Annotated in this window: 5 protein-coding genes and 1 pseudogene; 4 read left to right on the top strand and 2 right to left on the bottom strand. The window is 62.1% G+C overall.

Going from position 1 to position 14,457, the window contains the following annotated elements; translation table 11 throughout:
* Nucleotides 1–352 precede the first annotated feature (352 nt).
* Nucleotides 353–7,633 (bottom strand): Ig-like domain repeat protein, encoded by a 7,281-nt coding sequence (locus F0311_RS17880; protein ID WP_191089678.1) that lies wholly within the window; start codon nt 7,631–7,633, stop codon nt 353–355.
* 387 nt (nt 7,634–8,020) lie between these two features.
* Between F0311_RS17880 and F0311_RS01705 the strand changes: the two genes are divergently transcribed.
* Both F0311_RS01705 and F0311_RS01700 read left to right on the top strand, forming a co-directional pair.
* On the top strand, nt 8,021–8,953 hold the full coding sequence (locus F0311_RS01705) for a cation diffusion facilitator family transporter (RefSeq protein ID WP_150460233.1): 933 nt from the start codon (nt 8,021–8,023) through the stop codon (nt 8,951–8,953).
* 144 nt (nt 8,954–9,097) lie between these two features.
* Nucleotides 9,098–9,925, top strand: coding sequence for an undecaprenyl-diphosphate phosphatase (locus tag F0311_RS01700; protein WP_150460232.1), 828 nt, complete (start codon nt 9,098–9,100; stop codon nt 9,923–9,925).
* Nucleotides 9,926–9,941: 16 nt separating this feature from the next.
* On the opposite strand, the pseudogene F0311_RS01695 reads toward F0311_RS01700, so the two are convergent.
* Nucleotides 9,942–10,910 (bottom strand): annotated as a pseudogene (locus tag F0311_RS01695) (TerC family protein); the annotation flags it as partial.
* A gap of 201 nt (nt 10,911–11,111) precedes the next feature.
* Here F0311_RS01695 and F0311_RS01690 point away from each other — a divergent pair.
* The gene (locus tag F0311_RS01690) at nt 11,112–13,103 is read left to right on the top strand and encodes a hypothetical protein (protein ID WP_150460230.1); all 1,992 of its coding nucleotides are present in this window, start codon (nt 11,112–11,114) and stop codon (nt 13,101–13,103) included.
* A 7-nt stretch (nt 13,104–13,110) separates the two neighbouring features.
* Nucleotides 13,111–13,959 carry an Fpg/Nei family DNA glycosylase gene (locus tag F0311_RS01685; RefSeq protein ID WP_150460229.1) on the top strand — a complete coding sequence of 283 codons (849 nt, stop codon included), beginning with the start codon at nt 13,111–13,113 and terminating at the stop codon, nt 13,957–13,959.
* Nucleotides 13,960–14,457 lie beyond the last annotated feature (498 nt).

Below are 14,457 nucleotides of genomic sequence, written 5' to 3'. Positions count from 1 at the left end.
CTCTCCTGTCACAGGATCGATCATCTCCTGCGGCAACTGCTCAGCTATGGATTCGGTGGTGGTGTCTTCAGACATGATTCCCTTTCGGATCATGCCAAACCATTTCCACCGTTAATCAGACAGTCCCCGCCAGTGCTGTCGACCAAGCGTGATGTCGAGGCCAGCATGTTAGCTACCCCGACTTGGTAGCTAACAGAGTGGAGTGGCCCCGCCACAGTTGAACGGGGGATCTGTGGCGGGGCCGTGGACCAGACGGATGGCTGCGTGGGAACGGAAACCACGGGCGCAGTGTCTGGTCCTGGCCACCCTGTTTGTGCTCACGACACTGACCCGGGGTGACCAGTCTTGTGGGTTACTTAGGTCTGGACTCCCTGCGGTTGGTCAGGGTGATAACTAGTGCGCCAAGTACTAGTAGCAATGTCCCTAAGGGCAGTAGGTGTGTCCAGGATGAGCCGGTGGCAGCGAGGTCCTCCTCCTCGTCGTTGTCTTCCTCATCTTCTGATGTCGGTGTCTCTGTCGGGCTCGGAGTCGCAGTGGGTTCCACTGTCGGTGAAGGCTCCCCTGTGGGTTCCTGGGTGGGAGATGGTTCTTCGGTAGGGGTGGGCTCCTGTGTGGGTTCTTCGGTGGGGGTGGGTTGTGGTTGGGGGGTCAGTACGGTGAAGGGGATTGAGGCGTCGTGATAGCCGGGTGCGCTGGTCACTACGATGTGGTCACCGGGTTCGGTGTTCTCAGGGATCTCCCAGGTGAAGATCACTGTGCCGGTCTTATCGGCAGCCTGGGTGCCGATGAAGTATGGATCGGAGTACATTGTGGCGCTGACCTCAGTACCAGGTGCATATCCGGTGACTGTGGCGCTTTGGGTGTCTCCGATGAAGATCTCGCTGCTGCCGATACCAATGATTTCAGGGGTGATCGGCTCATCCACCGCAGCGGTGACCTCAATGTCAATGGTGCCGGTGAGATCCCGGTAGGCGGCGGTCAGGGTGCGTTCACCAGCGGTGGCTAGGATGATCTCGTTGCCCTCGATGACGTCATCCTCTACTGAGGAAGACAGCACGGTGTAAGAGGTCACCTCACCCAGAGACACGCCCTCGCTATCCAGCGCTCGGACACCGACCGCGATGGTGTCCTCCACCTCAGCGGTAGCGGGTGCTTCCACGGTGAGGGTATCGACGGCGCTGGTGATCTCGACCTGTATGGTGACCACCAATAGTTGGTCATCGGTGTGGTGGGTGAACCGCAGCTCCCGGTCAATCAGGGCCTCGGGGGTGAAGGCGAAGGTGACCTCCACCTCGCCGTCTTCGGTGATGCTGATCTGATCACCAGCCACACTAGAGCTCACATCCTCAGGCTCCATGGTGGGAGCACCGTGGGTGTTGCCGTAATCATCGAAGACCTCCAGCGTGTAAACCACAGTCTGGGTTTCTGTGACGGTGCTAGGCCCGGTGACCTCCAGTGTCCCGGCCCCAGCAGGGTGTACCTCCACGGAGGTGGTGGCTCTCTGATCACGGTAGGAGGCGCTGACTATGCGCTGGCCGATACCGGTGAAGCTGAGCTGACCGTTGGTGATCTCATCCTCATCGGCATCCGAGGAGATCCAGGACTGGGAGGTCACCACACCTAGAGCCTGACCATCACTATCCAGGGCGGTGACTGTGACCGGGACGGTCTCACCATCAGCGACCTCAGCCGGTAGATCTATATCGATCCCCTCCACCACGGAGTGGACTGAGACCTCCGCTGTGGTGGTGATCTGCTGGTCATCCTCACCGGTATAGGTAAAGGTAAGCACCCGGTCGGTCAGGGCCTCGGGGGTGAAGGCGTATTCCACCTGGTTGCCGGTGATCTCATCGGTTGGCACATTGGAGGCGATGACTGTGTCACCGGTGAGGAATCCAATCCGGTTACCGAACTGGTCATAGCCTATAGTGAGGTAGGTTCTTGTATCGGTTTCAGTGACCTGGGTAGGGCCTTCTACTGTGATCGAGTCCGGGGCAGCTGGTTCTATGGTCACCTCCACCGGGTCAGAGGTGCTGGAGGTGAAGTCGCTGGTGCCGGTGTAGATGACCACCAGACTGTACTCACCAGCATCGGTGAGATCTGCCACCGCGATAGTGACTCCACCATCAGACAGGGTGCCAACAGCCAGCGGGATCTCCTCATCGATACCGGCTTCCTGATCCCAGACCTCGACCTCCCCGGTGGGGACTGGGTTGCCAGGGGCTGGGGAGTCAACGGTGACTTCTAGGACCATATCCTGCCCAGCAGTCACTGTGTCCTGCTCAGCGGTGAGGTTGACCTCGGTCACAGCCTGCTGCACCTCAACCTCACCGGTGGTATCAACACCCCGGTAGGTCGCGGTGATCACCCGGGGCCCTGCCCCGATGAAGCTCAGCGTACCCGTATCAATATCGACCCGATCATCCTCTACCGAGGAAGAGAACTCCACATAAGGGGTGACCTCACCCAATGACTGGTCGTCTTCATCTAAGGCAGTGACCATCACCTGGACCGCCTCACCATGACCAGCCTGGTCCGGTACCTCAAGAATCAACCCCTCCACCACGCTGGCGACCTCGACGTGCACTGTCTCGGTGATGGCGTCGTCGTTCTCACCGGTATAGGTAAAGGTCAACACCCGATCGGTCAGAGCCTCAGGAGTGAAGGCGTATTCCACCTGCACCTGGGAGGTCTGCTCATCTACTGTGATGGTGTCTGTATTCTCAGAGGAGGTCACTTCCAGGTGCTGGAAGTCCATACTGATCGGATCCCCGAACTGGTCGGTCCCGGAGATCTCATAGGTGCCGGTCTGGGTCTCTGTGAGTTCTTCATCACCGATCACCTCCAGGGCCTCCAGTACCGGGATTTCCCCGGAGACGCTCTGGTCATCAGTCACGCCACGGTAGGAGGCCTCCAGCTGGTGGGTGCCTGCTGAAGGGAGGGTGAACTCACCACCCTCTACCGGATCACCTTCGAAGGTCACCGTTGTGTACTCGGTGACCTCACCCAAAGGCTCACCCTCTGTGTTGAAGGCCTCCACTGAAACCTCCACACTGGCACCCACCACAGCACGGGCAGGGTCAATACTGAGCTCGATCCCCTCCACCACGGAGTGGACTGAGACCTCCACTGTGGTGGTGATCTGCTGGTCATCCTCACCGGTATAGGTAAAGGTAAGCACCCGGTCGGTCAGGGCCTCGGGGGTGAAGGCGTATTCCACCTGGTTGCCGGTGATCTCATCGGTTGGCACATTGGAGGCGATGACTGTGTCACCGGTGAGGAATCCAATCCGGTTACCGAACTGGTCATAGCCTATAGTGAGGTAGGTTCTTGTATCGGTTTCAGTGACCTGGGTAGGGCCTTCTACTGTGATCGAGTCCGGGGCAGCTGGTTCTATGGTCACCTCCACCGGGTCAGAGGTGCTGGAGGTGAAGTCGCTGGTGCCGGTGTAGACGACCACCAGACTGTACTCACCAGCATCGGTGAGATCTGCCACCGCGATAGTGACTCCACCATCAGACAGGGTGCCAACAGCCAGCGGGATCTCCTCATCGATACCGGCTTCCTGATCCCAGACCTCGACCTCCCCGGTGGGGACTGGGTTGCCAGGGGCTGGGGAGTCAACGGTGACTTCTAGGACCATATCCTGCCCAGCAGTCACTGTGTCCTGCTCAGCGGTGAGGTTGACCTCGGTCACAGCCTGCTGCACCTCAACCTCACCGGTGGTATCAACACCCCGGTAGGTCGCGGTGATCACCCGGGGCCCTGCCCCGATGAAGCTCAGCGTACCCGTATCAATATCGACCCGATCATCCTCTACCGAGGAAGAGAACTCCACATAAGGGGTGACCTCACCCAATGACTGGTCGTCTTCATCTAAGGCAGTGACCATCACCTGGACCGCCTCACCATGACCAGCCTGGTCCGGTACCTCAAGAATCAACCCCTCCACCACGCTGGCGACCTCGACGTGCACTGTCTCGGTGATGGCGTCGTCGTTCTCACCGGTATAGGTAAAGGTCAACACCCGATCGGTCAGAGCCTCAGGAGTGAAGGCGTAGGTGACCTCGACCTCGTTGTTTTCAGTGATGCTGATCTGGTCACCAGCCACACTAGAGCTCACATCCTCAGGCTCCATGGTGGGGGTACCGTGGGTGTTGCCGTAATCATCGAAGACCTCCAGCGTGTAAACCACAGTCTGGGTTTCTGTGACGGTGTTAGGCCCGGTGACCTCCAAAGCCCCGGCCCCAGCAGGGTCTACGAGTAATTCAAAGCTGAAGGTAGCGCCCAGATACTCGATGTCGATGTCATGGTTCCCAGAGGTGCTCGGAGATAGGTTGGGGCCGGTCTCTTCACCCGCCAGGGTGATCTGAGCATCCTCGGTGACATCAACCAGTTCACTATCCTGATCCAAGGCGTTGACGGTAACGGTCGCCACCTGCCCTGCGGTGATTGTCTCAGTGGACAACATGGCTGCCGCTGCGGTGCTGTAGAGCCTTACCGGCCCATTATCGATACTCACCGAGTCGGTGACCACCTCACCGGCCGGGGCCGCATCCCGCCACCCGGTAGGGGTGTATCCATCTAGTACCTGAGGCTGCTCCGGCACAGTGCCTGCGTCTCCGAAGGCTATGAACTGATCAACCTGCCGATCCTCATCATCTAGCTCTAATGCAAGATCGACCATAGTCACCATATACCCGAAATCCAGCTCAAAGACCCCGCCGCCATCCTCGTTCAGGTCGGTGCGGGCGAAGGCATAGAGATCCGGGTCCTGCTCCGACTCTTCCCAGGTGACAGGCGCCGCGAGGCTCCCGGGGCCGCCACCGTTGTTGGCGGAACCCTCAACCCCTAAAGCTCCCACCATCACACTGCCACGGTCACTGCCCTCCAGGCCTGCGCCGACCCCCGCAGCGCCCTGACCGCCGTTCGCTCGCACCACGCCGCCAGTGATAGTCACTATCCCGCCGCCACCACCGCCTCCAGTGAGGAAGCCGCCGCCGCCGATCCCCGCGCCGTTGCCGGTGCTGGTGGCGGTGACCTCCCCGCCGTTGATGGTCACTGTCCCACCGGCGCCGTCACGGCCGCCGCCGATGCCCGCGCCCGCGCTGCTGGTGGCGGTGACCTCCCCACCGTTGATGGTCACCTCCCCGCCGGAGCCGTAATCTCCGCCGCCGATCCCCGCGCCGTTGCTGCCGGTTGCTCTCACCACGCCGCCAGTGATGGTCACTGTCCCGCCGCCACCACCGCCGTCGGTGTAAGAGCTGCCGCCGCCGATCCCCGCGCCGTGGTTATTGCTGGTGGCGGTGACCTCCCCGCCGTTGATGGTCACTGTCCCACCGTCACCACCGTCACTGTTCAAGCCGGAGCTGCCGCCGCCGCCGATGCCCGCGCCGCTGTTGCTGGTGGCGGTGACGGTGCCGCCCTCAATGGTCACTGTCCCACTGTCACCACCGTCACTGTTCAAGCCGGAGCTGCCGCCGCCGCCGATGCCCGCACCCCTGCGGCTGGTGGCGGTGACGGTGCCGCCCTCAATGGTCACTGTCCCACCGTCACCACCGTCACCGTCCAAGCCGGAGCCGCCGCCGCCGCCGATGCCTGCGCCGTAGTCGGTGCTGGTGGCGGTGATGGCGCCGCCGGTAATGGTCACTGTCCCACCGGCGCCGTTAAGGCCGCCGCCGATCCCCGCGCCATCGGCGCTGCTGGTGGCGGTGACCTCCCCGCCGTTGATGGTCACTGTCCCACCGGCACCGTCACGGCCGCCGCCGATGCCCGCACCCCTGTTGCTGGTGGCGGTGAGGCTGCCGGCGCCGTTGGAGGAATCATTGATCGTCAGCGAGGCGCTGGAAGGAACGTGGACCGCTGCCAGATTGCCAGACACCTGGATCTCGAGGGCGTAGCTGTCGAGGTCAAGGGTGATCTCGCAGCCGGCGAGATCCAGGTTCTCGCCTGCGGGTGCGGTGATATCGCCGGTGAGGCGGATTGTGCCCTCAGTGCAGGCCGGTGCCACAGCGGTGGTGAGTTCATCCCAGTCCCCGGCCCGTAAGGCACCGTCCTCATCAGTGTTCTCCCACCTCCAGGTGGCGTGGATGGTCAGCGGCCCGCTCAGCGGCTCAGGCTCCCATTCGGGGCCCTCGGGTGAGCCAACGCGCCAGCCGATGAAGGCATAGCCGGGCCGCTGCGGGCCAGCGGGCACCTCCGGGGTGGTGCCCAAGGCAGCAAAGTGGTCCGTAGTCTCCTGGTCGTTGTGCGGCTCGATAGTCACCATGTACCCGAAATCCAGCTCAAAGACCACGCCGCCATCCTCGTTCAGGTCGGTGCGGGCGAAGGCATAGAGATCCGGGTCCTGTTCCGACTCTTCCCAGGTGACAGGCGCCGCGAGGTGATCGGGGCCGCCACCGTTGTTGGCGGAACCCTCAACCCTTAAAGCCCTCACCGTCACACTGCCAGGGTCACCGTTACCCGGGCCTGCGCCGATGCCCGCGCCGTTGCTGGTTGCGGTCACCGTGCCGCCTTCGATGGTCACTGTCCCACCGGCGCCGTCACGGCCGCCGCCGATGCCTGCGCCGTAGCCGGTGCTGGTGGCGGTGACCTCCCCGCCGTTGATGGTCACTGTCCCACCGGCGCCGTTAAGGCCGCCGCCGATCCCCGCGCCATCGGCGCTGCTGGTGGCGGTGACCTCCCCGCCGTTGATGGTCACTGTCCCACCGGCGCCGGTAAGGCCGCCGCCGATGCCTGCGCCGTTGCTGCCGGTTGCTCTCACCACGCCGCCGTTGATGGTCACTGTCCCACCGGCGCCGTTATTGCCACCGCCGATGCCTGCTCCGAAGCCGGTGCTGGTGGCGGTGACCTCCCCGCCGTTAATGGTCACCGTCCCACCGTCACCATTCTCGCCGCCGATCCCCACCTCATCGCTGCTGGCGGCGATGAGGCTGCCGGCGCCGTTGGAGGAATCATTGATCGTCAGAGAGGCGCTGGAAGGAACGTGGACCGCTGCCAGATTGCCGAGCACCTCGATCTCGAGGGCGTAGCCGTTGAGGTCAAGGGTGATCTCACAACCGGCCAGGTTCAGGTTCTCCCCTGGGGGTGCGGTGATATCGCTGGTGAGGCTGACTGTGCCTGCGTCATCACAGGCAGCCTCGACGACAGCGAGGAGATCCCGCCAGTTCTCGGCTGTGGCACTGGCAGCATCGGTATTGGTGTCCGGTGTCTCCAGGGTCTCGTTGTCGGGGGACTGCTCCTGGGTGGTCTGATCCGTACTGTTTGAGTCATCGGCGCGAGCCTGTTGATCAACCTCCTGATCGGTGGCCTCCTGGCCGGTTGGGTCCCCCTGGTCCTCTTCCTGGGGCACTGCCGCCTGATCCTCTGGCTCCACCGGCTCAGCTCCACCCTCAGAGTGAGATTCCTCCGCACCCTCCTCCTCGGCAATCTGCTCGGCAGCCTCTGTTTCAGGGTCTGTTGCCGCCTGGGTTTCTTCTGCCTCCCGCTGGGCCTGAATCGTGGTGACTCGTGGTTCACTCCAGGCCTCGCCCTGAGTCAGGACAGGGACGGTTCCGGCACCGAGCAGGGGAGCAGCTAAGCACAGTGCCACCACGGCACCGAGAATACGGCGAGGCAGATGAGATAACGGCATGAGTGACCCCTCAGTAAACGGACCTGAACGTCCGAGATGGTGTTCACATTATGGTACACCACTAACCGGACCAAAAAGTCCTAGGCGCGTAAACCCCATCAGGCAGCGGTGCGCTCCGAAGCAGGGAACTCAGGGTGAACTCACCCAGTTCATGCATGAGCTTTTAAACAATTTAAACAACAAGCTCCGCAATGCCGGGCTCGTCGGCTCGATGGAGACCATTGGTGATGGGCAGGACAATGCCACGGCGCCCTAAACTGGAAGACCACGGAGAGCTTCGAAGCTTCGAACAACCTCCGGTGCTGCACGCCTTAGCCTCTTGAATTCTCACGTCCCAGGGGAGCAGAACCCAGCACACGTCCTCCTGATCACAATAAGGATCGATCTATGGCGAAGAAGAAAGTGTCAGATACGCGGGTTGTTCTGACCTCAACAGTGGTGAGCGTGTTTGATGTGTCGCTTAATGCGTTTGTGGCGATTGTCACCGGCAGCACGGTCATGCTGTCGCAAGCTCTTCAGGGATTGAGCGACATGATGACAGGGATCGTACTGTTCGTTGGGGTCAAAAAGTCCAAGCGGCGGCCAGATACTCAGTTTCAATTTGGTTACGGTCGCGAAGTATTCTTTTGGGCGCTGATTGCGGGAATCATTATGTTCGGCGGCACCGGTCTGGCATCAGTCTATTTCGGTTATCAGCAATTTATTCGACCGGAACCTGTCGATAACATATGGTTAGCATTTATCGTGCTATTTTTCAGTTTTTGCACCAATGCGTATTCGTTTAGCTTGAGCTTTAGGCGGCTTCGTCAGAGTGGCGGCACAGCTGGCTGGCTCAGACGTCTGCGCCACTCGAGTCTTATAGAGACAAAAGCTACATTTTTTCTAGATTCTATCGGCACAACGGCCACCGGCATTGGCATCATTGCGCTTCTGCTCTTTGCGCTAACAGGAGATAGCCGCCTTGACGGTGCGGGAGGAATCGCCATCGGGATGACGATGATGTGTGCCGCAATGCTCCTGATTCTCGATATTCGGGGCTTAATTGTCGGTAGAGGCGCGGGGCAGACCACCTCGCGCAGAATCATCGACGTTGCAGAAAGCGTCACGAATGTGCGCAGCGTTCTTGACCTGCGGACTATGTACCTCGGATCAGATAAGCTGCTCGTCATCCTGGAAGTGCACCTCAAAGACGGACTCGACACCGATACGATTGAAGAACTCATCGACACCATCAAACGCACCGTCACAATAGCGGTGCCATCGGTTTACAGTATTCAGGTTGAGGTCGAAACACCAGATGATGAGCTCAGTGATTTGTAGTTATAAAGTCCTGGACGATTTCGAATTTTAATCTATCTCTCAGGTAGCGTGGTTGATGCCCCGGACGTGACACCGGATGACGTGATCTCCCCAGAGCCCGGCGAATCAACGTCACCAACGGCTTCCGCGGACTAAACTCAGTTTGTGCAATGGCTTGATGCGATCATCCTGGGTCTGGTCCAGGGTTTGACTGAATTCCTTCCTATCTCATCCTCCGCGCATCTGCGCATCGTCGGCGAGTTCCTGCCCGGGGCGCAGGATCCTGGTGCGGCGTTCACCGCCATCACCCAGTTAGGCACCGAGGCTGCAGTGCTGGTGTTCTTCTGGCGCGATATCGTGCGAATCCTCAAGGCCTGGTTCAGCGCGGTCTTCGGCGGCGGCTCACACAGCGACCCCGATGCCCGGATGGGCTGGCTGATCATTGTGGGCACCATACCGATCGTGGTGCTGGGCCTGCTGCTGGAGGATTTCATCGTCTCGGCCTTCCGCAGCCTGTGGCTGGTGGCCACCATGCTGATCGTCTTCGGTGTCCTGCTCGGTGTGGCAGACCGGATCGGCAGGCAGCGTAAACCGCTGGAGAAGCTCAGTGTTCGTGACGGCATCCTCTACGGCCTCGCCCAGTCCCTGGCCCTGATCCCTGGGGTCTCCCGCTCCGGTGGCACCATCACTGCCGGGCTGCTGATGGGCTACACCCGTCAGGCCGCTGCCCGGTACTCCTTTCTGCTGGCCATCCCGGCAGTCTTCGGCTCCGGGTTCTACAAGCTCATCGGTGCCATCGGGGAACAGACCGGCCCGTACACCATGATGCAAACCATGGTCGCCACCGCAGTCGGGTTCGTGGTGGCCTATGTGATCATCGGCTGGTTCCTGGACTATGTCTCCAAGAACAGCTACACCCTGTTCGTCGGCTACCGGGTGGTGCTGGGCATCTTCGTCTACATCATGCTCAGCTTCGGCATTATCAACGCCTGAGATCGGGGCTCTCGGCTGCTGCGCTGCGGGAGTGCCACAACGAGGCCACCACCGTGGCGCTGAGCACCACCAGGATCACGATCAGCGAGACACCGGTGGGAATCTCCGGCACCGGCACGTTCTGCCCGCCGTTGATGAACGGCAGGTTGTTCTCATGAAGAGCGTGCAGAATCAGCTTCACCGCAATGAATCCCAGGATCACGATCAGCCCGTAGGAGAGGTAGATCAGCCGTTCCAGCAACCCGTCGAGCAGGAAGTACAGCTGGCGCAGACCCATCAGTGAGAACGCCGTGGCGGTGAACACGATATAGGGCTCCCGGGTCAGTCCGTAGATCGCTGGGATGGAGTCCAGAGCGAAAAGAATGTCGGTGCCGCCGATGGCCACCATCACCAGCAGCATCGGGGTCAGCATCCGGTGCCCGTTGACCCGAGTGGTCAGCTTGTCACCGTCGTAGTCATCAGAGGTTCGCAGCCAGCGCCGGGCCAGCCGCACCACAGCATTATCGGCATCCGGGGCGTTGTTGTGAGTGAGCTCCTTCCGGAGCATATTCGCTGCGGTGACCAGCAGAATCAGGCCGAAGAGGTAGAAGACATCGCTGAACAGATGAATCAGCCCAGCACCCAGCATGATGAATGCGGTGCGGGCGATCAGCGCGAAGACGATGCCGAACAGCAGGACCTTCTGCTGGTACTTCCGGGGCACGTTGAAGCTGGAGAGGATCACCAGGAACACGAAGAGGTTGTCCACGGAGAGGGCCTTCTCCGTGAAGTATCCGGCATAGTACTCCACCGCATGAGCCGTATCGCCGAAGAGCAGGAAGACCAGCCCGAACAGCAACGCAAGGCCGACGTACACGCTCGACCAGATGGCCGCTTCACGCAGCGTGGGCTCATGGGCCTTGCGGACGTGGGCGAAGAAGTCGAAGGCCAACAGGCTGAGAATGGCGGCAATGGTGAGTCCCCAGACCAGGGGTGTGATCTCCATGAGGGATCCTTTCGAGACAGCGACGGTATGGTGCATCGTCGCGAGTCTCTCCACCCGAACCGCTGTGGCTTCAGGATGCTGTGCCCGGCGAAGCCCGATTGCTCCGCGTGCTGACGTTCACAGCTTCAAGGGATACTCCCTCACGCGCTGTCAATCATACATCTCTCGCGAGGGCGCAGCGGCTCAGTAGACTGTGTGCCGATGGGGATTCGTGAGCTGAGAATCCATGGAGTCGGCGGGGCTCCAGGCCCGGCTGCGCTCAGTGTGCCCGCGGCAGAGGCCGTGACCATCTATCGGGGCCGCCGCACCCGGGTGCTGGCCCGGCGCAGCGATCAACGAGTGCAGGCCTACGACTGGGGCAGGCTCACCACCGACTCCCCGCACCAGCCGCTCTGGGTCCTGCTGCTGCCCTTCACCCTGATCAATGTTGCCGGCTGGGCACACGGACACTTCGCCCACAACCGGCTGCGCCTGAGACTCACCCGAGCACTGGTGCACCTGGCCGCCGTGCTGCTCACCGCCGGCTATGTGCTCTGGGCCGCGATCATCGGCATCGACTATCTCGGCTACCAGGCACTGGGAAGGATCAACGACGCCGCCCGACTCGGCGGGGTGCTCGCCGGCTTCCTGCTCACCGCGGCAGTCCCGCTTCTGCTGCTGATCATCGCCGATGCCACCAGGCGCAGGTACGAACGGGTGGACCCCGGCCACGGAGTGGGAACACGTGACGGCACAGCCCGGTGGAAGCAGGGGGAGGACCTGGTCAGCGAGCAGTTCTTCGCTCACGACCGCAGCCTGCAGAGGCTGCTGGGCATTCACGGCGCGGTGATCGCAGCCACGGTAGGCGGCGTCGTCGTACTCACCGTGCTCAGCTGGGGCGGGCCGAACCTGGGTCTGGGCAGGGTCTTCCTAGCCCTCGGCCTGGTGCAGATGCTGGTGGCGGTGCTGCTGGCCGCGGTGTGCTGGGCTCCCGGCGGACGGTTTCCGGGACAGCAGGGACCGCGGGCACTGCCAGCCTCTGCGGTCACTATGGCGGTGGCCCTGGGCAACGGATTCTGCGCGGGCTTTGCCCTGCTGGCCGCCCAGCTGGTGGGTATCCGTTGGGACCGTTGGGGCCAGGAACTGGCGCTCATTGAGGCGTTTGTCATGACGCTGCTGGCTTGGGCTGCCGCGCTGGGGATCTGGATAGCACGACGCCGTGGGCGCGGGAATGCCGATGAGCTCCCCGCCCGCACCAGCCCAGAAGGTGAGCAGCCAGACGGGGTCACCGAAGCGCTGCGGGCCCAGGTGGCTGCGGCCCGGGGGAAGGCTGAGGCAGCCAAGACTGCTCCGCAGCTGGTCACCGTGTTCGCTGCACTGTTCCTGGTCTCCTCGCTGGCAGTGATCCTGCTGCGGTTTGACCCCGGGGCGGCGATGGCAGATTGGATCCAGCCGCCGGAGCCCGGAGTGCTCTCCTGGGCCGCAGCTGTGCTGCTGCCGGCAGTGGCATTGGGGGCAGTTTGGCTGGTCTGGCACTCCAGCCGCAAGCGTGCCCTGAGACGCACCATCGCGGCGGTATGGGATGTGCTGACCTTCTGGCCGCGCCGGTACCATCCCTTTGCGGTGCGGCCGTTCACCGAACGGGCCGTACCAGAGTTCCAACGGCTGATCACCGAGCGGATCCGGAGCGACGGCGGGCTGATCGTCTCTGCGCACTCCCAGGGCTCCGCGCTAGCCTTCGCCGCACTGGCTCCAATGGGCTCGGCCATGCTGCACCGCTGCGGGCTGCTGACCTACGGCTCGCCGGTCACCACCCTGTACGGGCAGGTCTTTCCGGCCTACTTCGGCCAGACTGCGGTAGAGGATCTGTGCGCACGGCTGGCAGCGGGCCGCGGCGGCTGGGTGAACCATTACCGGCTCACTGATCCGATCGGCGGTCCGGTGATCGGCAGTGGTGACCCGGATGTGGACCTTCAGCTGCCAGACCCTGCCGAGCCCGCGGCGCCGCTTGGCTCGCCCACCTCAATCGACCCGGGAGGGCTGGAGCAGGCTCCACTGTCCGCTCAGCTCAATCCGGCGTCGGTGTTCGCTGTGTCTGGCCGGGACCCGGAGCCGCTGCGTCCGGTGTGGGCAGATGTGGCCGGCCACCAGCTCTACCGCAAGGAGGCCGCTTATAAGCAGGCTGTCGCCGACTTCCGGACCGGATTAGGATGAGGGCACTATGCCGGAGCTTCCTGAGGTGCATGCGCTCGCTGTCGATCTGGAGTCCCGTCTGAAGGGACGTATGGTCGACCGGCTGGATGTGCTCGCCTTCCACGCGCTGAAGACCTTCGACCCGCCGGCCACGGCCTTGTCTGGCCTGACCGTGCAGCAGGTCGGACGGCACGGCAAGTTCCTGGACTTTGAGATCGGGGATCTGCATCTGACGGTGCACCTATCGTTGGCCGGCTGGATCCGCTGGCGGGACAAGGCCCCGGCCGGCATGCCGCCGAGGAAGAGCCCGATAGCCGCCCGGCTGGTGCTGGATGACGGCACCGGGCTGGATATCACCGAGGCGGGCACTCGTAAGGCGCTGGCCCTGCATATTGTGCGCGACCCGGCTGAGGTGCCTGGGATTGCCAAGCTGGGCCCGGACGCTCTGGAGCTCGATGAGGCAGGCTTCGCCGAGATTCTGAAGTCAGCGGGAAAGTCCCGGATCAAGAATGTGCTGAAGAAGCAGTCGTTCATCGCCGGTGTCGGCAACGCTTATTCCGATGAGATTCTGCATGCGGCCAAGATGTCGCCCTTCCAGCCGGCCGACATGGAGTCGGAGGGCGTTGCGCGTCTCTATGCTGCGATGCGCCAGACACTTCAGGAGGCCCTGGCCCGGGCGGAGGGGCAGCCGGCAAGTGAGCTGAAGAAGGAGAAGAAGACCGCGCTGCGTGTCCACGGGCGGTTCGGCGAACCCTGTCCGGAATGCGGTGAGGCGATCAAGCAGGTGGTCTACAGCGGATCCAGCTTCCAGTACTGCCCCACCTGTCAGAACGAGGGCAAGTCATTCTCCGATCGCGGCATGGACCGCCTGTTCTGAGGGCTGGTGCCCGCATTCACCCGCCCGTTGTTGCACGTGGGGGCCGGATCCGGGCCGTCAGTGAAACAACGGCCGGGTAAATCCGTGTAGTACACCAGGCGGTCACGCAATCAGAGCAGGAGGTCGACCACATCGCATGCCAGTGCTGGCTCAAGGAGGGGTCGGGTAGGCCAATCTGAAGGTAAGGCTTCGAAGCTCATACTGTGAGCATCAAATGTCATCAAAAGAGTTTTAATAGTAATATATGGCACATGTTGTACGTGCCGGACCATCCGTCTACCCTGCAGCTGATCACTCCTGGGGCGATTGGCCTGTCCCGGGCGACGCTGATGCGCCGTGTTGACCGCGGCGAGCTGCTGCGACTTCGTCCCGGGGTGTTCGTTGAGGCCGCCAGCTGGTTGCAGGCTAAGCCTTGGGACCGGCATCTGGGGTTGGTGGCAGCTGTGGGACTGCATCACTCGCAGGCGATCTTCTGCCGTGAGACCGCGTTGGCTCTCT

The sequence above is a fragment of the Nesterenkonia ebinurensis genome (assembly GCF_008711175.1).
GTDB classification, from domain to species: domain Bacteria; phylum Actinomycetota; class Actinomycetes; order Actinomycetales; family Micrococcaceae; genus Nesterenkonia; species Nesterenkonia ebinurensis.
The sequence above is the reverse complement of the archived record's forward strand: the minus strand, read 5'-3'. Positions and strand labels throughout refer to the sequence as shown.